Origin of the sequence: Streptomyces sp. NBC_00080 (genome assembly GCF_045041255.1) — a bacterium.
Taxonomy (GTDB): domain Bacteria; phylum Actinomycetota; class Actinomycetes; order Streptomycetales; family Streptomycetaceae; genus Streptomyces; species Streptomyces coriariae.
The window spans coordinates 2,449,302-2,473,613 of record NZ_CP108235.1 but is presented as its reverse complement, the minus strand read 5'-3'; the positions used below and the strand labels follow the sequence as shown (position 1 = coordinate 2,473,613).

Annotated in this window: 16 protein-coding genes; 13 read left to right on the top strand and 3 right to left on the bottom strand. The window is 67.4% G+C overall.

The window, feature by feature from the left end; all coding sequences use genetic code 11:
* Positions 1–55: 55 nt before the first annotated feature.
* The 6 genes from OHU34_RS10785 (at position 56) to OHU34_RS10760 (ending at position 8,111) form a co-directional block, all read left to right on the top strand.
* On the top strand, positions 56–1,048 hold the full coding sequence (locus OHU34_RS10785) for a sugar ABC transporter permease (protein WP_230194391.1): 993 nt from the start codon (positions 56–58) through the stop codon (positions 1,046–1,048).
* The gene (locus tag OHU34_RS10780; protein ID WP_372481692.1) at positions 1,045–1,959 is read left to right on the top strand and encodes a carbohydrate ABC transporter permease; all 915 of its coding nucleotides are present in this window, start codon (positions 1,045–1,047) and stop codon (positions 1,957–1,959) included. Before OHU34_RS10785 ends, OHU34_RS10780 begins: the two co-directional genes overlap by 4 nt.
* A gap of 33 nt (positions 1,960–1,992) precedes the next feature.
* Positions 1,993–3,648, top strand: a complete 1,656-nt coding sequence (locus OHU34_RS10775; RefSeq protein ID WP_405766052.1) for an extracellular solute-binding protein — start codon at positions 1,993–1,995, stop codon at positions 3,646–3,648.
* Positions 3,645–5,153, top strand: coding sequence for a GH39 family glycosyl hydrolase (locus OHU34_RS10770; RefSeq protein ID WP_405766049.1), 1,509 nt, complete (start codon positions 3,645–3,647; stop codon positions 5,151–5,153). The genes OHU34_RS10775 and OHU34_RS10770 overlap by 4 nt, the downstream gene beginning before the upstream one ends.
* A gap of 205 nt (positions 5,154–5,358) precedes the next feature.
* On the top strand, positions 5,359–6,045 hold the full coding sequence (locus tag OHU34_RS10765) for a hypothetical protein (protein ID WP_405766047.1): 687 nt from the start codon (positions 5,359–5,361) through the stop codon (positions 6,043–6,045).
* On the top strand, positions 6,042–8,111 hold the full coding sequence (locus tag OHU34_RS10760) for a beta-galactosidase (protein ID WP_405766045.1): 2,070 nt from the start codon (positions 6,042–6,044) through the stop codon (positions 8,109–8,111). The genes OHU34_RS10765 and OHU34_RS10760 overlap by 4 nt, the downstream gene beginning before the upstream one ends.
* Here the strand turns inward: OHU34_RS10760 and OHU34_RS10755 are convergent.
* The 3 genes from OHU34_RS10755 to OHU34_RS10745 all read right to left on the bottom strand — a co-directional run bounded on the left by OHU34_RS10755 (position 8,105) and on the right by OHU34_RS10745 (position 14,716).
* Entirely contained in the window at positions 8,105–10,174 is a 2,070-nt protein-coding gene (locus OHU34_RS10755) for an alpha-glucuronidase (protein ID WP_405766042.1), read from the bottom strand. The two genes, OHU34_RS10760 and OHU34_RS10755, sit on opposite strands and share 7 nt — an antisense overlap.
* A 26-nt stretch (positions 10,175–10,200) precedes the next feature.
* Positions 10,201–10,725, bottom strand: coding sequence for a hypothetical protein (locus OHU34_RS10750; protein ID WP_020125207.1), 525 nt, complete (start codon positions 10,723–10,725; stop codon positions 10,201–10,203).
* Positions 10,726–10,834: 109 nt separating this feature from the next.
* On the bottom strand, positions 10,835–14,716 hold the full coding sequence (locus tag OHU34_RS10745; RefSeq protein WP_405766040.1) for a GH92 family glycosyl hydrolase: 3,882 nt from the start codon (positions 14,714–14,716) through the stop codon (positions 10,835–10,837).
* Between the two features lie 382 nt (positions 14,717–15,098).
* Here OHU34_RS10745 and ngcE point away from each other — a divergent pair, with 382 nt between their 5' ends.
* From ngcE to OHU34_RS10710, 7 genes are all read left to right on the top strand, one after another.
* Positions 15,099–16,562, top strand: coding sequence for an N-acetylglucosamine/diacetylchitobiose ABC transporter substrate-binding protein (ngcE, locus tag OHU34_RS10740; RefSeq protein WP_405766037.1), 1,464 nt, complete (start codon positions 15,099–15,101; stop codon positions 16,560–16,562).
* Between the two features lie 45 nt (positions 16,563–16,607).
* Positions 16,608–17,534 carry a carbohydrate ABC transporter permease gene (locus OHU34_RS10735; RefSeq protein ID WP_054243397.1) on the top strand — a complete coding sequence of 309 codons (927 nt, stop codon included), beginning with the start codon at positions 16,608–16,610 and terminating at the stop codon, positions 17,532–17,534.
* A gap of 2 nt (positions 17,535–17,536) precedes the next feature.
* Complete coding sequence (locus OHU34_RS10730) at positions 17,537–18,469, top strand: carbohydrate ABC transporter permease (protein WP_405766035.1); 933 nt, start codon at positions 17,537–17,539, stop codon at positions 18,467–18,469.
* Between the two features lie 874 nt (positions 18,470–19,343).
* Complete coding sequence (locus OHU34_RS10725; RefSeq protein WP_020125212.1) at positions 19,344–20,543, top strand: ROK family transcriptional regulator; 1,200 nt, start codon at positions 19,344–19,346, stop codon at positions 20,541–20,543.
* Between the two features lie 134 nt (positions 20,544–20,677).
* The gene (locus tag OHU34_RS10720; protein ID WP_028806056.1) at positions 20,678–21,766 is read left to right on the top strand and encodes a sugar ABC transporter substrate-binding protein; all 1,089 of its coding nucleotides are present in this window, start codon (positions 20,678–20,680) and stop codon (positions 21,764–21,766) included.
* Positions 21,767–22,065: 299 nt separating this feature from the next.
* Positions 22,066–22,857, top strand: a complete 792-nt coding sequence (locus tag OHU34_RS10715) for an ATP-binding cassette domain-containing protein (protein WP_078615460.1) — start codon at positions 22,066–22,068, stop codon at positions 22,855–22,857.
* Entirely contained in the window at positions 22,854–24,209 is a 1,356-nt protein-coding gene (locus OHU34_RS10710; RefSeq protein ID WP_372481691.1) for a sugar ABC transporter permease, read from the top strand. Before OHU34_RS10715 ends, OHU34_RS10710 begins: the two co-directional genes overlap by 4 nt.
* Positions 24,210–24,312 lie beyond the last annotated feature (103 nt).

Sequence of the window (24,312 nt, the reverse complement as noted above, 5' to 3'; positions counted from 1 at the left end):
CGAGATCACGCGCTGCGAATCGAGCGTTTCGAAGAACGCCCCGGGAGGCCCGAGCATGAGCACCTCCACCACATCGGCCCCACCTCCAGGAACGCAGGACCCGCCGCCCAAGACCCGGCACGGTCCCGGGCGTCCGGTCACCGCGCGCCGCGGCTGGCGGAGGGCGCTGCGCCGGGACTGGCAGCTGTACTCGCTGGCCGTGCTGCCGCTGCTGTTCTTCCTGGTCTTCCGTTACCTGCCGATGATCGGAAACGTGATCGCGTTCCGCCGCTTCGAACCCGGTGGTTCGATCCTGGGGGAGCAGTGGGTGGGGCTGCGCTATGTGCGGATGTTCCTGACCGACCCCACGTTCTGGCAGGTCTTCCGCAACACCCTGTGGCTCGGCGGACTGACGCTCGTGTTCTGCTTCCCCATCCCGATCGTTCTGGCGCTGCTGCTCAACGAGGTGCGCCGACGCTCGCTGAAACGGTTCGTGCAATCGGTTTCGTACCTTCCGCACTTCCTGTCGGTCGTGATCGTCGCGGGCATCACCATGCAGATGCTGGCCACGGACGGCCCGGTCAACCATGTGCTGGACTGGTTCGGCCACGATCCGGTCCGGTTCATCCAGGAACCCGGCTGGTTCCGCACGATCTACGTCGGCTCGGAGATCTGGCAGACCGCGGGATGGGGCACGATCCTCTACCTCGCCGCGCTCACCACGATCGACGAAGACCTCTACGAGGCCGCCCGGATCGATGGTGCGAGCCGCTGGCGGCAGATCTGGCACGTCACCCTGCCCGGCATCCGCCCCACCATGATCACGTTGCTGATCCTGAACATCGGCACGTTCCTGGCGGTCGGCTTCGAGAAGGTCCTGCTGCTCTACAACCCGCTGACCTACCCGACGGCCGACGTGGTCTCGACCTACCTCTACCGGGCCGGCGTCGAGTCCAACAGTTTCAGCTACGCCGCCGCGATCGGTCTGTTCGAAGCGATCATCGGGCTGGTACTGGTCACCGGCGCGAACCAGTTGTCGCGTCGCACGGTGGGGACGAGCCTGTGGTGAGCCTCCTGACGTCCCGTGCTCCGCGCCCCCGCACCTCCGTGAACCAGCCCACGCGTGGCTACCGCGTCTTCCAAGGCGTGAACGGCGTGATCCTCACCCTGGTCGTGCTGGTGACCCTCTATCCCTTCGTCAACATCATCGCTCGGTCGTTCAGCGGCGAACGTCAGATCCGCGCCGGTGAGGTGACCCTGTGGCCCGAGGGGTTCAACCTCACCACTTACAGAATCGTTTTCCAGGACTCGATGTTCTGGCGAAACTACGGAAACACCGTGCTCTACACGGTCGTCTCCACCGTCATCGCCATGGCTCTGACGACCTGTTACGCCTATGTCCTGTCGAAGAGGAACCTCAAGGGGCGGGGCGTTCTCGTCGGCGTCGCCGTGTTCACCATGTTCTTCACCGGCGGGCTGATACCGAACTACGTCCTGGTCACCAGCCTCGGCCTGAAGAACTCCGTCTGGGCCATCGCGCTGCCCAACGCGATCAGCGTCTTCAACCTGCTGGTGATGAAGGCGTTCTTCGAGAGCCTGCCGACCGAACTGGAGGAAGCCGCGGAGATCGACGGTCTGAGCACCTACGGCATTCTGCTCAGGGTCGTGCTGCCGCTGTCCAAGGCGGTCATCGCCACGATGGTGCTCTTCTACTCCGTGTCCTTCTGGAACTCCTGGTTCTCCGCGTACCTCTACATGGACCGGACCGAACTCATGCCGGCCACCGTCTATCTGCGCAACCTCATCTCCGGTGCCACCACGGGTGGCAACGCGGGTGCCGGTACGGAGCAGCTCAGCCAGGTGGGGGCCAACATCCAGGCGGTCACGATCGTACTGACGTCGCTGCCCATCCTCTGCGTCTACCCGTTCGTCCAGCGCTATTTCGTCTCGGGCGTGATGCTCGGCGCGGTCAAGGGCTGAGAGTCGTCCCTCTTACGGAACAAGGGAGTATCCGTGAAGAACGCCGGTCAGCTGTCCCGACGTCAGATCCTCACCGCCGCAGGCTTCATCGGCCTCGCCACTCTCACCGGGTGCGGCAGCGGCGACGACGGAGAGGACTCCAAAGACCTCTCAAAGAAACAGAACGGCGCGATGAAGGAGTACCGGGCAGGCCAGCAGTTCAAGGCGTCGAAGCCGCTTTCCTTCTCGGTCCTGCACAACAACAACCCGGTCTACCCGTTGAAGGACAGCTGGCTGTTCTGGAAGGAACTCACCAAGCGCACCGGTATCACGCTGAAACCCGTTGCCGTCCCGCTGAGCGATTACGAGAAGAAGCGCAGCGTCCTCATCGGCGCGGGCGACGCCCCGTTCCTGATTCCCAAGACGTATCACCCCTCGGAGGTCGCCTTCGTCTCCTCGGGCGCGATCCTGCCGGTCAGCGAGTACGTGCACCTCATGCCCAACTTCCAGGACAAGGTCAGAAAATGGAAGCTGGAACCGGAACTCGACTCCATCAGGCAGTCCGACGGCAAGTACTACCTTCTTCCCGGCCTGCACGAGAAGGTCAAGTCCGGCTACTCGCTCTCCTTGCGCACGGACATCCTCGACAGGCTCGGCCTGAGTCTGCCCACCACCTGGGACGAGGTGTACGACGTCTTCAAGGCGATCAAGGCCGAGTACCCCGATCGCTATCCGTTCACCGATCGCTGGAGCACCAACACCCCTTTTTCCGCAGCCGCGTTGCTCAGCTACCTCGGGCAGGCGTACGGCGTGAGGGCGGGCTGGACCTACGACAACATCAGTTTCGACGCGAAGGCCGGGGAGTTCGTCTTCACCGGCGCCACGGACGGCTACCGCCAGATGATCGAGTACCTGAGGAAACTGGTCGCCGAGAAGCTGATGGATCCGGAGAGTTTCACCCAGACAGACGACGACGCCGTGCAGAAGCTGTTGGGCGAGAAATCCTTCGCGATCAGTGCCAATCCGCAGGAGCTGGTCCAGAACTACCGCTACAACCTGGAGAAACAGGTGAGCGGAGCGAAGATCGAGATGGTGCCGGTGCCGCTCGGCCCGGCCGGTCCGGTGGTGATCGGCGGCGCCCGGCTGGAAAACGGTGTCATGGTCTCCAGCAAGGCGCTCAAGAGCGACACCTTCGTCGCGATGATGCAGTTCGTCGACTGGCTGTGGTACTCGGACGAGGGCCAGCGGTTCGCCAAGTGGGGCGTCCAGGACGTCACCTACACCCGCGCCGGGGACCAGTACAAGCTCGAGCCGGGCATCACCCTCATGGGGTCTGACCCGGATGCCCCGAAGGACCTGCAAAAGGACTACGGCTTCTTCAACGGGGTCTTCACGTACGGCGGCAGCTGGGAACTGGTCTCCTCTTCCTTCAGCGCGGACGAGAGGAAGTTCCAGGACGCGATGGCCCAACGTGAGCAACTGCCGATCGGGCCTGCCCACCCGTTGCAGTCCGTGGAGCAGGAGCAGGCGTCCCTGTGGGACACGCCCCTGAGGGACCACGTCACCCAGAACACGCTCAAGTTCGTCATGGGCAAGCGCCCGTTGTCCGAATGGGACGACTACGTCACCGAGTTGAAGACCAAGAACATGGATCAGCTCGTCGGCCTGCACAACAAGGCGCGTGAACGCTTCAAGAAGGAGAACGGGTGAGTACTGTTCCCGCCGAGCCGACAGGACGACTCTCCGACGCCTGGCGTTTCTGTGTGGGCACCGGACGGATCGAACTCGCCCTGCGTCGTGACTACCAGGACTCCCTCGCTCTGATCCAGCGCGAAATCGGTTTCCGCTACATTCGCGGCCACGGCCTGCTCAGCGACGGTATGGGCGTGCACCGCCTGTACGACCACGAGGGAACCCGCCGCACCCACCACTCCTTCACCTACGTCGACCAGGTCGTCGACGCCTTTCTGTCGGTTGGCATCCGCCCTTTTCTCGAGCTCGGCTTCATGCCCGCGGAACTGGCCTCGGGAAGCCGGACGGTCTTCTGGTGGCGGGGCAATGTCACCCCGCCCCGCTCACACCGCGAGTGGGCCGACCTGGTGCTCTCCACCCTCGCTCACCTCGTCGACCGCTACGGCCTCGAGGAGGTTCGCACCTGGCCGATCGAGGTGTGGAACGAGCCGAACCTGCCCGACTTCTGGCAGGACGCGGACGAACAGGCTTATCACCGTCTGTACGAGGTCACCGCCCACGCGGTGAAGGAGGTGGACGCCGGCCTCCAGGTCGGGGGCCCGGCCATCTCCCCGGGCGCCGACGACTGGCTGGAGCGGTTCGCGGAGTTCGCAGAGCTTCGGGACGTGCCCGTCGACTTCGTGTCGAAGCACGCCTACACCTCCGGTCCCGCGCAGCACGTGCCGTTCGGCGTCCATCAGACCCTGGCCCCGGCCTCCGGCCTGCTCGACCAGTTCGCCACACCCCGCGCACTCCTCAAGGGAACGCGGCTGGCCGAGCTACCGGTGCACATCACGGAGTTCAACTCCTCCTACCGTCCGGACAACCCGATCCATGACACCGCTTTCCATGCCGCTTACCTGGCGCCGGTCCTCGCACACGGCGGTGACTTCGCCGAATCCTTCTCGTACTGGACGTTCAGCGACATGTTCGAGGAAACCGGTGTCCCCACGGCTCTCTTCCACGGCGGGTTCGGGCTGCTCACCCACCGGCAGATCAAGAAACCGACGTACCACCTGTACGCGTTCATGGCGCGGATGGGCCCCGACCTGCTCGCGCGCGGCGACGACCACCTGGTCACCCGCCACCCCGACGGCCGGATCGCACTCCTGGCCTGGGCGCCCGTCGACCCGACCGGCGAGACCCCCGGCCCCGGGCGCCATGCGCTGCGGCTGTCCCTCCCGGTCGTGGCGCGTGAGGTCTTCGTCCGCCGGTCCACCGTCGACGACGAGCACGGAAACGCCTACGCCGCCTGGCGGCACATGGGCAGCCCACGCTCACCACGGTCCGGGCAACTGGACATCCTGCACGAGGCCGCCGAACCCGTCCGCAGCCATCGGCGGCTGACCACCCCGGCGGGCCGCGCCGAACTGGACCTCACCCTGTCCCGCCACGAGATCACCCTCGTCGAACTCACCCCGCTCACCGACGAGACCCCTCCCTGGTGGGACGAACGACGACTGCTCGGCGGGGCGGCGGCATGAGCGCGGTAAGCGCTTCGACACCGCTTTCCGCCCCGCCGCGTATCCGGCGAAACGACCTCACGAACCGCCACACGAGGGGATTTCGATACCGGTTTCCCGACCCGCCGTCGTCGACCACTGCGCAGCTGGGCCGCCCGGGCCGCGGGCCGAATGATTCCGGAACCGATTACCCCCGCCGCAGCCCGCCGACGGCAAGGAACGCCTCATGAGCACCGCGACCACCGCGGGCGGATTCGGCACCGGACCCCTGTCCCGGGCCGCCGCCCTCCTGCACACCCTCCTCGCCGTCGAGGCCCTTCTCCTCGCGACGGCCGCCCCCGGACTGGTCGGCCTGCTCTTCCTGGGCCCCGAACCGGCGAACCTGCCCCTCGCCGCCTGCTGCCTGCTGCCGCTCGGCCCGGCCCTGTCCGCCGCGCTGTACGCCCTGCATCACCGCAGCCGCGACCTCACCGACCTCCATCCGGCCCGCTGCTACCTGCGTGCCTGGCGTCTCAACGCCGTCCCCGCGCTGAAGCTCTGGGCACCCCTGCTGGCCTGGCTCACCGTGATCGCGTTCACCCTCACCCACTTCGCCGCCACCGGCCTGCCCGACTGGTGGGCGGTGCTGCTCGGGGTGATCGGCGTGGCCGCGCTCCTCTGGGGCGCCCACGCGCTCGTCCTCACCTCGCTGTTCGCCTTCAGCGCCCGGGACACCGCCCGGCTCGCCGCGTACTTCCTGCTCCGGCGAGGCCGCGCCACCCTCGCCGCGGCCTCCCTGCTCGTCCTGGTCGGCGCTCTGACCGCCCTGCTCACGGAAGCCCTGCCCGCCCTGCTGGCCGCACCACTGCTGCTCTCCCTGCTGAGGTCGAGCGGCCCGGTGATCGTCGAGACCCAGGAGGACTTCACCGTATGACCGAACCCGACACCGGTCCCGACACCGGACCCGACACCGGAAACGACGGCCGTCTCCCGCGCACCGACAGGATCCCGTACGGCGGCGACTACAACCCCGAGCAGTGGCCGCAGGACGTAAGGGACGAGGACCACCGTCTGTTCACCCAGGCCGGAGTGGACACGCTCACCGTGGGCGTCTTCATCTGGTCGCTCACTCAACCTGACGAAAGCGCTTACGACTTCACGATCCTCGACGGCATCCTCGACCGCGCCGCCGCCGAGGGCCGGCAGGTCTGCCTCGCCACCGGGACCGCCGCCCTCCCGCCCTGGCTCGCGAAGAAGTACCCCGAGGTGAACCGCACCGACTTCGAGGGCCGCCGTCACCGCTACGGCCAACGGCACAACTTCTGCCCCAGTTCACCCGCGTACCGTCGACTCGCCACGGCTCTGGCCGGCCGCCTCGCCGAACGGTACGTCGACCACCCGGCGTTGCTGGCCTGGCACATCAACAACGAGTACGGCGGCGCCTGCTACTGCGACCTGTGCGCCGACGCCTTTCGCGGCTGGCTGCGTGAGCGGCACGGCACACTCGACGCGCTCAACGACGCATGGTGGACGACCTTTTGGTCGCACCGCTACACCGACTGGGATCAGATCGAGCCGCCGAGCGCCCTCACCGAACACTGGCGCGGCCCCGACCACACCGCCTTCCAGGGCATCACCCTGGACTACCTGCGCTTCATGACGGAGGCCCTGCTCTGCTGTTTCACCGGCGAGAAGGAGGCGATCCGCGCCCACGACCCCGACACGCCCGTCACCACCAACCTCATGGGCACCTACCGTCCGCTCGACTACCACCGTTGGGCGCCCCATCTCGACTTCGCCTCCTGGGACAACTACCCGCCCCTCGACGCCCCGCCCACCCGGCCTGCCCTCGCCCACGACCTGATGCGCGGTCTCAAGGACGGTGCCCCCTTCTGGCTGATGGAGCAGACCCCCTCCACCACCGCCTGCCGCGACGTCAACCCCCTGCGCCGCCCGGGCGAACTCCGCCTCGCCACCTGGCAGGCCATCGCCCACGGGGCGGATGCCGCCCTCTACTTCCAGATGCGCGCCTCACGCGGCGCCTGCGAGAGGTACCACGGCGCGGTGATCGGCCACGCGGGCCGCGACGACACCCGTGTGTTCCGTGAAGTCGCCGCCCTCGGCCGGGAACTGGGCGAGCTCGGAGCGGCCACCCTGGGTGCCCGGACCCCGGCCCGCACCGCGCTCCTCTTCGACTGGGACAGCTGGTGGGCGCTGGAGATCTCCGACGGCCCCTCGCGACTGGTTCGGTACCAGGACGTCGTACACGCTTACTACCGAGCCGCCCGCGAGGCTGGAGCCGACGTCGATGTCGTGGCGGTGACCGCCGATCTCACGCCGTACGACGTGGTCCTCGCCCCCGTGCTCCACCTCGTCAAGGGAGACCTGGCGGAACGCCTGGAGGCGGTGGCCCGACGAGGCGGAACCGTCCTCGCCACCTTCCTCACCGCCCGCTCCGACGAACACGACCGCGCCTTCCTCGCCGATGTCCCCGGTCCACTGGCCCCCCTCATGGGTATCCGCATCGATGAATGGGACGCCCGGCAGGGCGAGGTCGAACAGCCGGTGCAGCTGGGGGATCTGGTGGCGCAGGCCCGGCTCGTCTTCGAGCTCGTCCAGCTCCGCGGCGCCGAACCGGTCGCCACCTACGGCGCCGACTTCTACGCCGGCACCCCGGCCGTCACCCGGCACCGATTCGGCGCCGGCCAGGCCTGGTACGTGGCGACCGCCCTCGACCAGCCCGGCGTCGACCACGTCGTCCGACGGGTGCTCGCCCGCCACGACCTCATCGGCCCCTACGCCGACCACCACACCGTCGAGACCGCCACCCGCGTCACACCCGACGGAATCCGCCTCCTCTTTCTCCTCAACCACGCGACTGAGCCGGCCTCGTTGCCCGCCCACACAGCCGCGACCGACCTCCTCACCGGCAAACGGCTCGAGCAGGGCGACGTGCTCACCCTGGACCCGCTGGGCGTGGCCCTGCTCCGGCTTCAGTAGATCGTGCGTCCCCGAACGTCCGGGATCCCGGACTTCCGCAGGAAGTAGCTGTTCACCTGGTCCCGCCACTCGCGTGCGCCGCGCACCTGCTCCTCGTACCGTTCCGCCACGCGCGCGTGCCACGCCGGCGCCACCAGATCCGCGAGGCCCGCCCACACCCGGCGGGCCTCCTCGGCTTCCTCCACGCCCTCGAAGTGCGTGTCGTAGATATGCTGCACAACCGTTTTCCCGCTCCTCAGCACATGCCCGTACGGCACATGGTGGAAGAACAGCAGCAGCTCGTCCGGGCACGTGGCGGCGGACTCGTACAGCTCGGCCCAGGGCTTGGCGTACTGCGCCGCGTACCCCGTGCCGGTGGCCGCGCTCCGGTCGACGCCGATCCCGTCCCGGTCCGCGAAGTGATACGTCCCCCACGGGCTGTACTCGTAGCCGTCGACACTCGGCCCGTAGTGGTGGCCCGGCTGCACCATGAAGCCGACGCCGAGCGGCGCGGTGTACTTCTCGTACGTCCGCCAGGAGCCGTGCAGCACCGCCCGCAGCCCGGCGGCCAGCCGCTCCGAGGCCGAGGGGAAGGTGAGCGCGATCCACTCGTCCAGGATCCGATGCGGGTCGGCAGCCGGTTGCCACGCGAGCCGGCCGAAGGTGTAGAGGTTCGCCTGTGCCAGCGGATGCCCGGTCCAGAACGGGTCGTCACCGACATTGGCCACCGCCACCAGCCCGCCCCGCGTCAACTCCGCGACAGTCGGGCGCTGTTCACCCTCCGGCCGGAAGCACAGCGCCTCGCTCCACATGTGCCCCAGCCAACACACATGCCGTTGCTGCCCGGTGTACTCCTGAGTGGCCTGCAACTCCACAGCGACCTGGGTGCGCGGCAGGGCTCCCAGCACCGGCGAGACCGGCTCACGCACCTGGAAGTCCATCGGCCCGTGCTTCACCTGGAGAACGGCGTTGCCTGCGAACTTCCCGTCAAGCGGGGCGAAATGGTCGTACGCGGCCCGAGCCCGGTCCGTCGCATGGTCCCGCCAGTCCTGGTGGTGGTCGTACACGAACGCCCGCCAGTGGACGGTGCCGCCGTGTGGAGCGAGCGCCGCGGCCAGCATGTTCGCGCCGTCCGCGTGCGAGCGGCCGTAGGTGAACGGGCCCGGCTGGCCCTCCGAGTCGGCCTTCACCACGAACCCGCCGAAGTCGGGGATCGCGGAGTACACCCTTCGTACGGCCTTCGCCCACCAGCCGCGCACCGTCTCGTCCAGCGGGTCGGCGGTGACCAGTCCGTCGAGCACGACCGGCGCGGCGAAGGTCACGGACAGATGGGTGCGGATCCCGTACGGACGCAACGCCGCAGCTATGTACGCGACTTCGCCGATCCGGTCGGTGAGGAGGTGGGCCTCGGTCTCGTGCACGTTGACGTTGTTGACCGAGACGGCGTTGATCCCGCAGGCCGCGAGAAGTCTGGCGTACGCCCGCACCCGCTCCGACTCCTGCCGGGCTCGCCCGTTCTCCCAGAAGAGTGAGCCGCCCGCGTACCCGCGTTCCACCTGGCCCATCACCGGATGCACGGCCACGTTGTCCCAGTGGTCCAGCATCCGCAGTTCCGTCGACGGACGGTGTGCCTCACGCTCTCGCGTTCTCCGGAAGGCATCCTCACCGAGTCGTACGACATGGAACATGCCGTACAGCAAGCCGGGTTGACCGCTCGCCGTGACGACGGTGGTCCCGTCGGCGCGCTCAAGGACGAACCCCTCTGCGCCGAGTTCACCGACACCGGCCGGGCCACCGGAGCCACCGACACCTCCGAGACCCGGACCGGTATCGCCGGAGCGGCCTGCCTCCGCCACCCGCAGCACGAGGTCGTACGAGGACGCGCCGCTCGATTCACCTCGGTCCCGTACGGCCACCTCGCCGCCGAACTGAGCGCAGGCGTAAGCCAGTTCACCGTGCACCGTTTCGACCAGTGGGCCCACGCCGTCGACCAGCGTTCGCCGGCTGCCCACCGGCCGGAGGGCCTCAGGCGGCAGCCAGGCCGGGTCGATCCCCTCGGGCAGGACGGGCACGGTGAGCGGCATGGTCCCTCCGGGTGGTCCGGGCTTGCCTAGGCGATGGCCGAGCCGGTGCCGCGGGCGGCGCCGATGAGGTCGGTGAGAGCCGCGTCGTCGTAGACGGAGATGTCGACGTAGGCGCCTTCGGGCAGGTCGAAGTCGATGACCTGGTAGTCCAGCACCGCTGTGGTCCCGGGCGGGCTGAAGGTGCCGAGGTTGTGGCTCACGCCGCCGGAGGTGTAGCCGACCTTGACGTAGTACGTGTCACCGTCGTTCGCGGTGTCGTACACCCACAGCTTCTCGTCGTTGGGGTGGAACTCCACCTTGCCGACGAACGCCCCCGAGTTGGTCAGCTCCATCTTCACGGCTTGGCCGCCGGCGTCGTTCGCGAAGTACGTGTTGTCGAACGGGTCGGTGAGGTTGCCGCCGCTGCACGGGCAGTTGTCGGTGTCGTAGTAGTAGGCATGGAACACCGGGTTGGGGCTGTACGCCTGCGCCGGAGCCGCCGTCGCGAACAGGGCCCCCGCTCCCAGCGCCGCACCCGCGAGCAGTCCCGTGAACCGTCTGATGATGCTCATGTTCCGCTTTCCCCCTCCGTGACGGGCCGCCCGGTGTCCGCGGGCGGCCTGATCATTCTGGAAGACGGGTGACGCCCGGTACAGCATGCCATCGCTGTTGGTTACCAGATCAGGACAACAACTCCACTTCCGCGAGGCTGACTTGACCCGCGCGGGCTTCGGCAGACGCCTTGTTCGTCGCGCCCTGGGTGCCAAGCCTTCCCGGTTCGCCCTCGGTGCCCGCCCCTCCCGTGTCGCCGCCGAGCACCAGCCGGTAGTGCGTGTACGTGCCCGGCCGGTCGAGCGAGAAGGCACGTGTCTGCCGGTCCCATGGGAAGGACTCGCCGGCGCGGCGGTCCAGGTCGGTCCACGTCAGACCGTCTGCGGAGCCCTGGAGTACCCAACTCGTCGGTGCCTGAGTGTGCTCGGCCGATGTGAGGGTGTACTGCACCGCTCTGGTGCCGGTGGTGACCGGCAGGTCGAGCGCGCCCGACACCGCTTCCTGTGTTGCCGACGTGTCGTCGAACAGCGCGCCGGCTCCCTTCAGCACGTCGGTGCGCGGCGCCGGCAGCTTGTCGTCCTGCGTGATCGAAACCGGCCCCGCGTTCTTTCCGGACCCCCACGACGAGGGCCGCGGTCCCATGTCGAACTCCAGGACCCCTCCCTTGGCAAGCAGGGTGTGGGGGAGAGAAGTCGACGTCCAGGCACGGCCGTTGACCTTCAGGCCCTGTACGTACACGTTCTTGGCGTTGTTCTTCGGTGCCTTGACGACCAGGTCCTTGCCGTTCTCCAGGTGCACGGTCGCCTTGGTGAACAACGGGGACCCGACGGCGTATTCGCCGCTTCCCATCACCAGTGGGTAGAAGCCGAGCGCGGAGAACAGGTACCAGGCCGACTGCTCGCCGTTGTCCTCGTCACCGTGGTACCCCTGCCCGATCGAGCTGCCCGTGTACAGCCGTGCGAGCACCTCGCGGGCCTTCGCCTGCGCCTTCCACGGCTGCCCGGCCGCGTCGTACATGTAGATCGCGTGGTGGGCGACCTGGTTGGAGTGCCCGTACATGCCCATCCGCACGTCCCGCGCCTCGGTCATCTCATGGATGACGCCGCCGTACGAACCCACAAACTCTGGGGAAGCGGTTTCCGGGGTGGCGAAGTAGGTGTCGAGCTTCTTCGCCAGACCGTCCCGGCCGCCGTACAGGTTGGCCAGGCCGCGGCTGTCCTGCGGGGCGGTGAAGGCGTAGCCCCAGCCGTTGGTCTCGGTGTAGTCGTAGCCCCACACCCGCGGGTCGTAGGTCTGTGACGGCACCCGCCAGTCGCCCTTCTCGTCCTTCCCCTGGAAGAACCCGGCCTTCGTGTCGAAGAGGTGCACATAGCCCTGCGCGCGGTTGAGGAAGTAGTCGGCTTCCTCCTGGTAGCGCTTCTCGCCGGTCTGCCGGTACAGGGCCTGGCCCATGCGGGCGATGCCGTAGTCGTTGAGGTAACCCTCCAGCGCCCACGACAGACCCTCGTGCGTGGCCGTGCCGGTGTAGCCGAGGAAGGGTGAGGTGGACATGCCCTTGCGGCCCACTCCCGAAGCCGGGGGCACGACCGTCGCGTTCTTCAGGGCCGCCTCGTACGCCGACCTGGCGTCGAACCCGACTCCCTTGACGAACGCGTCCGCGAAGGCGACGTCGGACGAGGTGCCGGTCATCAGGTCGGCGTACCCGGGCGACGACCAGCGCGAGGTCCAGCCGCCGTCCTTGTACTGCTGGACGAACCCGTCGGTCAGCACACCGGCCTGAGTGGGTGTCAGCAGGGAGTAGGCCGGCCAGGTCGTCCGGTAGGTGTCCCAGAAACCGTTGTTCACGTACACCTTGCCGTCCACGATCTTCGCGCCGGTGTGCGTCGGGGTGTCCGGGCCCGGCATCGGGGAGAAGGGTGACGCGTAGCGGTACGTCGAACCGACCTTCTCGAAACCGGAGTTGGGGTACAGGTAGAGCCGGTACAGGCTGGAGTACAGCGTCGTGAGCTGGTCCTGGCTCGCGCCCTCGACCTCCACGGTGCCGAGGAGCTTGTCCCACTGCTGCTGTGCGCGCTGCTTGACCGTGTCGAAGCCGGTTCCCTGCGGGATCTCCTGTCGGAGGTTGTCGCGGGCCTGGTCGACGCTGATGAGGGAGGTCGCCAGACGCAGGGTGACCGTGCGGTCGGCGCCTGCGTCGAAACGCAGGTAACCCTTTACCCCGCTCGATGAACCCTCCGTCACCGGGGCGTCGAACTCGCCGTACACGAACAGCCGGGTCGCTCCCGTCGACAGTCCCGACTTCACGTCCGAGTAGCCGGTGACGACGCCTGCTTCCTTGTCCAGAGTCAACCCCGCCTGGTCGGTCACGTTGTCGAAGACGATGCTCGCGTCCGAGCCCGGGTAGGTGAAGCGCAGGGCCGCCGCGTGGTCGGTCGGCGCCATCTCCGTTGTGAGACCGTTCTCGAAACGGACTCCGTAGTAGTACGGGCGGGCGGTCTCGTTCTCATGCCGGAAGGGCAGGGCCCGTGCCGTCCGCCCGGTGTCCGGGACGCCTGCCGCGGCCGACGGCATCATCTGGAAGGTCTGCCGGTCGCCCATCCACGGACTCGGCTCGTGACTCGCACTGAACGCCTGGATCGTCGGCAGGTTGTCCGCGTTGTTGGCCCGCGCGTAGTCGTACAGCCAGCCGAGCGAGGACGCGTTGGTCACCGGCGTCCAGAAGTTGAAGCCGTGCGGCACGGCCGTGGCGGGAAACGTGTTTCCGCGCGAGAAGCTCCCGCTGGAGTTGGTGCCGCGGGTGGTCACCGCGTAGTCCGACTTATGCGCTTTTACCGGCTCAGGGGCAGGGGTGCGCAGCGCGATGTCGTCCACCCAGCCCCTGAACCGGGCCGGCCCGCCGGGGGAGTCGTAGGCGATGAGAATCCGGTCGACGGTCTTCCCGGCCGCGACCGTCCCGATCGCGGACTTCACGTCGTTCCACTGGTTGACATACAGCACCTTCGCGGCGCCCTGCCCGCGAGGCGACAACGGGAAGCCGTACTGATCGCCGGCCCCGAGCCCGCTCAGATAGGTGCCGTCCGTGAAAGCAAGATCCACGGAAACATTTGTCGCGGCGTAGTCGCGGTCGCCGTCCGCCATCCCGGGGAAGATCCGGTACGCCAGCTGGGTGCGGGTGCCGACCCGGACATTCACGTCGAAAACCTTGTTGTACGAGTAGGCCCGGCCGGAAGCGGTGTGCCGACCCGCGTAACGCAGCGCACGACGCCCGCTGAACCCGGCGCCCGCCTTCGCGGTCGGTGAGCCGCTCGGCCCCCGGTCGACGACGGTGAGCATGTCCGGCGGGACGGGCCCGTCGCTGCCGCCCGTGCCGAACCGCACGTCGGCGAGCTGGAGGATCCCGGCGCCGTGGTTACGGGTGACCTCCAGCCGGAAGTGCCGATACTCGGACGGGGCCGCGAGGGTGTACGTACGGGTCTGGAACCGTTCGGCGAAGGACTCCCCGGAGCGGGTGTCCAGGGGGGTCCATGCGGTGCCGTCCGCCGAGCCCGAGAGGGTCCAGTCGGCGGGGTCGCGCTCGGCGGAGTCATTGGCCGAGGTGAGGGCGTAAGCGTTTACCCGCGCGGGCTCGTCGAGGTCGAACTCGACCCACCCGGTGGACGCGAACGCCAGCCACTTGGTGCTCGCCTCGCCGTCGACGAGGTTCTCCTTCACCTCGCCGCCGGCCGTGTTCTCCGCGCTCGCCCGGACGTCCGTGACCCGTTCGGTCACATCGCCGGGGAGCCCGCCGCCGTAGCCGCCGTCCACCCCCGAGGCCCGCTTGCCGCCGCCCGGCGTGGTGTCGACGGTGCTCTGCCAGTCGGGGGCGTGTTCACCCGCCTCGAAGGACGAGGCGAACCCCCGGCTCGGTATCGGCACCGGGGAGGGCAGTGCGACCGCCGTCCCCTGTGCGCCGACCGTCATGACCAGAGCAGCCGTGATCACGACCGCCCGCAACCGCCCCAACCGCTGCATGCGTGAGCACCCTCCCCGCGCCGGACAACGCCCCGGACAACGTTGTCCTCCTGGTTGCGCAGGAATCAGTAGGTGGCCAAGTGGACAGTGATGTCAAGGATGTTGATTGCGCCAGGCGAGGCTCATGTCATGCAATTTTCCGGCAAGGCGCCCACCGGCCGGTCATATTTCCGGGAGGTCTCAACTCGGAAAAGACCAACGGCCAACCTTGCATTCGATCTTGCTCCGCCGGCAAGAAGTGGACTATACCTGTCGGCGATTCACCGTCGAATCCGGCGATGCCGTCCGACCGCATGATCCGTACGACCCTGCTTGACCTGACCGCGGTGCCGGGAAGGATCCGGTGCACCGCCTGAGTCCTGGAGAAGGCGAGGACTTGAGCATGGGATCCCACACCGAGAACATCGGCTCCGACAAGAACGGCTCCGTAGGGGTCGGCCGCCGAGACCTGATCAAGAGATCCGCGGCGCTCGGCCTGATCTCCGTCCCCACGATGAGCTTTCTGTCCGCCTGCGCCAGCAGCGGCGGGGGCGAGGAGGACAAGGCCAAGGCCGGCAAGAAGACCGCGAAGAATCCCCTCGCGGTCAACGAAACCGCCCAGATGGAATTCGTCCTGTTCGACGGCGGTTTCGGCAAGGAGTACGCCGAGGACGCGGTCAAGATCTACGAGAAGAGCTTCCCTGACGCGAAGGTGAAGTTCTCGGCCACCCAGAAGATCCAGTCGACCCTCCAGCCCCGCTTCAACCAGGGCACCCCGCCCGACCTCATCGACAACTCCGGGGCCGAGCAGATGGACATGGGCGTGCTGGTCGGCAAGAAACAGCTTGCCGATCTCACCCCGCTCCTGGACGCCGCGTCCTACGACGACCCGAACAAGAAGGTGCGTGACACCCTGCGGCCCGGCATCGTCGAGATGGGCCAGTTCGACGGCGCCCCGGTCTGGATCATGTACTACGCCTACACCGTCTACGGCGTCTGGTACTCGCAGAAGGCCCTGGACTCGCTCGACGCCACGTACCCGGAGACCTGGGACCAGATGCTCGCGGTCTGTGAGAAGGCCAAGAAGAAGGGCATCGCGGGCTGGACGTACGCGGGCAAATACCCGTACTACCTCCCCTTCTCGCTGTACCCGATGATCGGCAAGGTGGGTGGTCGAGAGGTCCTCGACGCCATCGACAACCTTGAGCCGAACGCCTGGAAACACCCGGCGGTAAAGGCTTGCTTCGACGCCTACTACGAGCTGTTCGCGAAGGGTTACGTCCTCAAGGGCACCCCGGGACTGGACCACATCCAGTCGCAGACCGCGTGGGCCAAGGGCAAGGCCCTGTTCATCCCCAACGGCTCCTGGGTGGAGAACGAGTCGGCGAACGTCATCCCCGCCGACTTCGACCTGGCCGTCTCCGCGCCCACCGGCATCGACGCCTCCGACAAGATGCCCTTCGGCACCATCTGGGCCTCGGGCGGCGAGCCGTTCGTCGTACCGGCCAAGGCGAAGAACACGGCGGGAGGCATGGAACAGCTGCGCATCATGCTCAGCGAGGCGTCCTCCAAGAACTTCACCTCGAAGGTCAAGTCGCTGACGGCGTACAACGGCGGCACCGACGGCATCACCCTCACCCCCGGCCTCAAGTCGGGCGTGGCGGCGCTGGACAAGGCCGGCGAGAACGTGGTGAATCCGCGACTTCAGGACTGGTATGTCCAGCTGCAGAAGGAGAAGATCGGGGTGTCCGGCCTCGGCGAGATGATGGCCGGTCGGCTCACTCCGGCAGAGGCGATCAAGAAGATCCAGGGCTACGCCGACGAGGCCGCGAAAGACACCTCGATCAAGCATTACAAGCACCAGTGACGGCGAGAATCACGGCGAAGTATCCATAAAAGCACCGGAGTGGCGATGCAGCACGGCAAGTACCGGTTCATCGTGGGGTTCCTGGCGCTCCCCCTGGGACTGTACGCGCTCTTCGTGGTGTGGCCGTTCATCCAGTCCATCTACTACTCGTTCACGGACTGGACCGGCCTGAGCCCCGAATTCAAGATGGTCGGCCTGGACAATTACCGGAGGATGCTGGACGACGAGATCTTCTGGAAGTCCTTGCAGCACAGCTTGATGTTCGCGGTCGTGCTGCCGCTGGTGACGATCAGCCTGGCGCTGTTCTTCGCCTTCATGATCAATGTCGGTGGACGGCGAAGGAAGGGCGGCCCGGTGATCTCCGGGGTCCGGGGCTCTTCCTTCTACAAGATCGTGTACTTCTTTCCGCAAGTGTTGTCGATCGCCATCGTGGCGCTGCTGTTCGCCTTCGCCTACAACCCGGACAGCGGTGCGATCAACTCCTTCTTCCGGGGGATCGGGCTCGACGGCCTCCAGCCGCTCTGGCTCGGCGACCCGGATCTCGCGCTGTGGTGCGTGATGGCGGTGCTGGTCTGGTCCACGGTCGGCTTCTTCGTGGTCCTGTTCTCGGCGGGCATGGCCTCCATCCCGGCGGACCTGTACGAGGCCGCTCTGCTCGACGGCGCGGGCCGGGCCGCGACGTTCTTCCGCATCACCCTGCCCCTCCTCTGGGACACCGTGCAGTCGGGGTGGGTCTACATGGGGATCCTCGCGCTCGGCGCCGAGTCGTTCGCGGTCGTGCAGATCATGACGACCGGGCCAGGCGGCCCCGACTACTCGACCACCGTCATGGTCCTGTACGTGTACCAGAAGGCCTTCCGTGACGGTCAGGCCGCCTACGCCACCACCATCGGCGTCGCCCTGCTCATCGTGACGCTGGCGTTCGCCGCGGTCGTGATGCGGCTGGGGCGGCGCGAGCGGCTGGAGTACTGACGATGAAGACGACCCGAACCCCCGCGCCTCCGCCGGCCGAGTCCGGCTCGGCTCTCCCTGTCACGAAGGTCGACCTGGCCGCCAAGAAACCGCCGTCGAAGAAGAAAACGGAAGGAAACGTTCTCAACGCCTTCTCTCACGGCATCCTGGTCATTTGGGCAATCATGGTCGTGCTGCCGTTGCTGTGGGCGGTGATGACCTCCTTCAAGGACGACAGCTCCATCTTCGGTTCACCCTGGTCGCTGCCGGACAAGCTGCACTTCGACAACTGGTCACGGGCCTGGACCGAGGCCAACATGAGCGACTACTTCCTCAACACCATCCTGGTGGTGGGCGGTTCACTCATCGGCACGCTGGTCCTCGGCTCCATGGCGGCCTACGTCCTCGCGCGTTTCGACTTCCCGGGCAACCGTTTCATCTACTACCTCTTCATCGGCGGCATGAGTTTCCCGATCATGCTGGCGCTGGTCCCGCTGTTCTACGTCGTGAACAACATGGGCCTGCTCAACTCCATCCACGGCCTGATCCTCGTCTACATCGCCTACTCGCTGCCGTTCACGGTGTTCTTCCTGACGGCCTTCTTCCGCACGCTGCCGACCTCGGTGGCGGAGGCGGCCTTCGTGGACGGCGCCTCGCACAGCCGTACGTTCTTCCAGATCATGGTGCCGATGGCGAAGCCGGGCCTGATCAGCGTCGGTATCTTCAACTTCCTGGGCCAGTGGAACCAGTACATGCTGCCCACGGTCCTCAACACCGATCCGGACAAACGCGTCCTCACCCAGGGCCTGGTCCAACTGGCCGTCAGCCAGGGCTACAAGGGTGACTGGTCGGGGCTCTTCGCGGGCCTCGTGATGGCGATGCTGCCGGTGCTCGCCGCGTACATCGTCTTCCAGCGGCAGGTGGTGCAGGGGCTGACCGCGGGGGCGCTCAAGTAGGAGCGCTGAAGCAGGAGCGCCCCCGGGGAACGATCGGCGCCCGCGTCGAGACACCCTTCAGGTCTGCGCGGGCGCCCGCCTCACGGAACCGCCCGCGCAGCCCTGGCGGGACCTGGCCGCTACGGTGCGCCCACTACGGTTTGCTGTTGCTGTTGCTGTTGCTGTTGCTGTTGCTGTTGCTGTTGCTGAGGCCGACGCCTGCCGTTGGCGTCATGCGGGGCCTCCCGGGCCCGACCTGTTGCCGCTCACGCCCTCCGCCGGCCTTCCCTCGTGGGCTGCCGTCATCGGGCCTCGGCCCCCCGCCCGGTCGCGCCTCCGTCGGCCTTCCTCGCCGTTCGTGACGTCGTCGGTCTCCGGCCGCGGTTTCGACGCACGCCCGCGCCGCCCGCACTCTTCGCCGGACCTCGGCTCCCGCTCCAACTCCGGGTTCCGGCCCGGCGCGCGAGCTCCCCTCTCGGTCGTGGCGGTGGGCCGCGCCATGCGGCCGGCGGCAAAAGATGGGCCGGCGGCAAAAGATGAGACAAAACCGGCTTCGCCTTCATTACCTGGCCCTCTGACGTCCACCCCTCGCGCCCACCGCCCGCACCTTCCCCAGCCGCTCACCGGGAGCCCACCCGGCGCTCATCCCACCCCGCCCCCTGTCACCACCTGTTCCCGAGCCACCCCCGCCCCGGTCCAGCCCCTGGTCGCAACGCCCCGCAGCCGCTCCGGTACGCCCCGCAACCCCGGCTTCGCCACCCTCCGTGTCTCTTCGCACGCATGCGGATACTGTTCAACCTCTTGACGGGAGGCGACCCGAACGGCTCAGCTTAGAGTTCACTAGTTGGACATACACGGGGCCTCATCGAAGCGGTCCCGCGCGCAGGAGGTCGTCGTGGAGACTCCGGGGTCGCAGTCGTCGCTGCACCGAGCCAACCTGGAGCGAGTCGTACGCGCCGTGCGTCTGGCCGGGTCCCTGACACAAGCGGAGATCGCCCGGAGCACGGGCCTGTCCGCCGCGACCGTCTCCAACATCGTGCGCGAGCTCAAGGACGGCGGAACCGTCGAGGTGACGCCCACCTCGGCCGGCGGACGCAGGGCCCGCAGTGTCAGTCTGAGCGGCGACGCGGGCATCGTCATCGGGGTGGATTTCGGGCATACCCACCTACGTGTCGCGGTGGGCAATCTGGCCCATCAGGTCCTGGCCGAGGAGTCCGAGCCGCTGGATGTGGACGCCTCCTCGACGCAGGGCTTCGACCGGGCGGAACAGCTGGTCACCCGGCTGATCGAGGCCACCGGGGTGGACCGTACGAAGGTCGCGGGGGTCGGTCTCGGCGTGCCCGGGCCGATCGATCTGGAGTCCGGATCGCTCGGTTCGTCCGCCATCCTGCCGGGCTGGATCGGCACCAGACCCGCCGAGGAGATGAAAGACCGGCTCGGCGTGCCCGTGCACGTGGACAACGACGCCAACCTGGGCGCCCTCGGCGAGATGGTCTGGGGCAGCGGCCGAGGCGTTCGTGATCTTGCCTACATCAAGGTCGCGAGCGGTGTCGGCGCCGGTCTGGTGATCGAGGGGAAGATCTACCGGGGCCCCGGCGGTACCGCCGGAGAAATCGGACATATTACACTTGACGAGTCCGGCCCCGTCTGCCGCTGCGGGAATCGCGGCTGCCTGGAGACTTTCGCGGCGGCGCGCTATGTGCTCCCGCTCCTCCAGTCCAGCCATGGCACGGATCTGACGATGGAAGGCGTCGTGCGGTTGGCGAGGGACGGCGATCCGGGCTGCCGTCGGGTGATCGCCGACGTCGGCCGACACATCGGCAGTGGAGTCGCCAATCTCTGCAACCTGCTGAACCCGAGCCGGGTGGTGCTGGGCGGTGATCTCGCCGAAGCCGGTGAACTGGTGCTCGGGCCGATCAGGGAGTCTGTCGGCCGCTATGCGATCCCGAGTGCGGCGCGTCAACTTTCCGTTCTCCCAGGGGCACTTGGGGGCCGCGCGGAGGTGCTCGGAGCGCTCGCTCTCGCGCTCAGCGAGATGGGTGATTCGACCCTTTTGGACGGCACGCTGACCGCAGCGACACCTGTCTTCACTTAGAGAACGAATGAGGCCGTTGCCATCTCGTTAAGTATTTACTTCTTGACGTCGAACTTGCGGCCGAGTTGACTTCGAGCCACCTCGGCCGCAGCGTTGCGGCCCTGTCAGGGAGGCACACCCCAATGAACGCAACGATGCGTAGAGTCGTGATCGGCGCCACCGCCGTGTCCATGGCGCTGTCGATTGCCGCGTGCGGCAAGGCCGGCGACGACAAGGACAGCGACTCCGGCAGCAGCAGCTCGGGCAACAAGTCCATCGGCCTGCTGCTCCCCGACAGCGTCACCGCGCGGTACGAGAAGTTCGACAAGCCGTACTTCGACGCCAAGGTCAAGGCGCTCTGCTCCGACTGCAAGCTCGAGTACGCGAACGCCGCGGCCGACTCGGCCAAGCAGGCCCAGCAGGTCAGCAGCATGGTGACCAAGGGTGTCAAGGTCATCGTGATCTCGGCCCAGGACTCCGCCGCGATCAAGTCCTCGATCCAGTCCGCGGTGGACAAGGGCGTCAAGGTCGTCGCGTACGACCGTCTCGCCCAGGGTCCGGTCTCGGCCTACGTCTCCTTCGACAACGTCAAGGTCGGCGAGCTCCAGGGTCAGGCCCTGCTCGACTCCCTCGGCGCCAAGGCGACCACCAAGTCGAAGGTCGTCATGATCAACGGTGACGACGCCGACCCGAACGCCGGCCAGTTCAAGGAAGGCGCCCACAAGGCCCTCGACGGCAAGGTCGACATCGCCTACGAGCAGTCCGGCCTCTGGAAGGACACGGTCGCCGCGCAGAAGATGTCCGCGGCCATCACCCAGCTCGGTGCCAAGAACATCGCGGGCGTCTACGCCGCCAACGACGGCATGGCCGGTGGCATCGCCAACACCCTCAAGGGTGCGAAGATCAGCGGCATCCCGCTGACGGGTCAGGACGCCGAGCTCGCGGGTATCCAGCGCATCGTCGCCGGCACCCAGTCCTCCACCGTCTACAAGGCCTTCAAGCCCGAGGCCGAGGCGGCCGCCCAGCTCGCCGTCGACCTGCTGGAGGGCAAGGACATCAAGTCCCTGGCCACCGAGACGCTGACCAGCGGCTCCGGCGACAAGGTCCCCTCGCAGCTGCTGACCCCGGTGTCGGTCACCAAGGCCAACATCAAGGACACGGTGGTCAAGGACGGTCTGTACACCATCGCGGACATCTGCGCCGGTGAGTACGCCGCCGCCTGCAAGACCGCCGGTCTCCAGTAGCCCAGCCGGTCCACCCGTAGGCACCCGGTCCCGAGGGCGCCTCTCGAGTCGCATCTCGAGAGCCGGCCCTCGGGTCCCGCCGACCGCCCAGCGGTCCCGTGAGACCTGTCCGACGCCCGCCCCACTTCACACCCCGCTGCCGGGGCGGGCGTCGGACGGAACCGTTGCCAAGCGCAGCGGATTCACGCATGTTCATCTTGTAAACCTCGTGCGTCGGCATCGCGTACCCCGCCTGCCGCGCACATCCCTCCGCGCCTGTCTATGAGCGCGGCATCCCCGCCGGTCAGGCGGCGAAGGAGATGGTTCACGTGTCCGCTACGCCCGTGCTGGCGTTGCGCGGAGTCTCCAAGCGATTCGGTGCGGTGCAGGCACTCACCGACGTCGAGCTGGAGGTCCACGCCGGAGAAGTGGTCGCCCTGGTGGGCGACAACGGCGCAGGAAAGTCCACCCTGGTCAAGACGATCGCGGGTGTCCACCCCATCGATGAGGGCGTCATCGAGTGGGAGGGAAAGCCGGTCAGCATCAACCGGCCGCACGACGCGCAGGGACTCGGCGTCGCGACCGTCTACCAGGACCTCGCCCTGTGCGACAACCTCGACGTGGTCGGCAATCTCTACCTCGGACGCGAGCTGCTGCACCGGGGCGTCATCGACGAGGTGACGATGGAGAAGAACGCGCGGGAACTGCTGTCCACGCTCTCCATCCGCATCCCGAGCGTGCGCATCCCGATCGCCAGCCTCTCCGGCGGTCAGCGCCAGGTCGTCGCCATCGCGCGCGCCCTGATCGGTGACCCGAAGGTCGTCATCCTCGACGAGCCCACCGCCGCCCTCGGCGTCGAGCAGACCGCGCAGGTCCTCGACCTGGTCGAGCGGCTGCGCGAGCGCAACCTCGGCGTCATCCTCATCAGCCACAACATGGCCGACGTCAAGGCGGTCGCGGACACCGTCGCCGTCCTGCGCCTGGGCAAGAACAACGGCTCCTTCCCCGTGAAGGACACCAGCCACGAAGAGATCATCGCCGCGATCACCGGGGCCACGGACAACGCCGTGACCCGTCGTGCGGGGCGTCGCACCGCGGAGGCGGCAAAGTGAGCGACACGTCCAAGACCGTGAAGAGCGACTCCTCGGAGCCCCAGAAGGTCGAGAAGACCGGGGGCGTCATCGAGGACCAGACCACCGTCGCCCCCGCCGACGACCCGACGGCCGCGCCGGTATCCGTCGTCGACCCGCGCCTGCTGGTGCGGGAAGAGGGCTTCAAGGGCTACATCACCGAGTTCAAGCGCAAGGTCAAGGGGGGCGAACTCGGTCAGATCCCGGTCGTCATCGGCCTGATCGTCATCTGGACGATCTTCCAGGCGAAGAACGACCTGTTCCTGAGCGCCGACAACCTCTCGAACATCAGCTACTTCATGTCGGCCACCGGCATGCTGGCCATCGGCCTGGTGTTCGTCCTGCTGCTCGGTGAGATCGACCTGTCGGTCGGTTCCGTCAGCGGTCTGGCGTCCACCCTGTTCGCCGTGTTCGTGGTGGACCACACCATGAACCCGTGGCTGTCGCTGGTCCTGACGATCCTCACCGGTGTCGGCATCGGCGCGCTGCACGGCTGGTTCTTCGCGAAGATCGGCGTACCGGCCTTCGTGGTCACCCTGGCCGGCTTCCTCGGCTGGAACGGTCTGATGCTGTGGCTGCTGGGCTCCAGCGGCACGATCAACATCCCGTCGGACGACGGCCCGGTGCACCTGCTCGGCCAGAACTCCTTCTTCATGGACCAGGCCATTGTCGGCGCCTACCTGCTGGCCGGTCTCGCGGTCGTGCTGACCGCCGTCGGCAACTTCGGTGAGCAGCGTCGCCGCCGGACCGCCGGTGTGCCGTTCCGGCCGACCACGGAGATCCTGCTGCGTGTCGGTGCGCTGGCCGTCGCGTCCTTCCTGGCGGCGAGCGTGCTGAACAACGCCTCCGGTGTCTCCAACGCGCTGGTGATCTTCCTGGCGGCGCTGGTGATCGTCGACTTCGTGCTCCGTCGCACCACGTACGGCCGCAAGGTCTTCGCGGTCGGTGGCGGCATCGAGGCGGCCCGTCGTGCCGGTATCAACGTGCCGATGGTCCGCATCACCGTGTTCGCCATCTCCGGTGGCTTCGCGGCGGTCGGCGGCATGTTCTTCGCGGGCCAGACGGCGTCCGCGACGCTGAACGCCGGTGGCGGCAACACCCTGATGCTCGCCATCGCGGCGGCCGTCATCGGTGGTACGAGCCTCTTCGGCGGCCGCGGCACGGTGTGGTCCGCCCTCCTGGGCATGCTGGTCATCCAGTCCATCCAGACCGGCCTCGACCTGCTGAACATGAACACCTCGATCCAGTACATGATCACCGGTGGTGTTCTGCTGGGCGCGGTCGTCATCGACTCCATCTCCCGCAAGAGCCAGAAGGCCGCCGGTCGCGGCTGACGCTCCAGGTGACCTGCTGTGCCCGGCATCCGTATCGATGCCGGGCACAGTCGTGTCATAGGAAAGGCTCATTCTGGGTACGGCCGTTCGCGTGACCTATGAC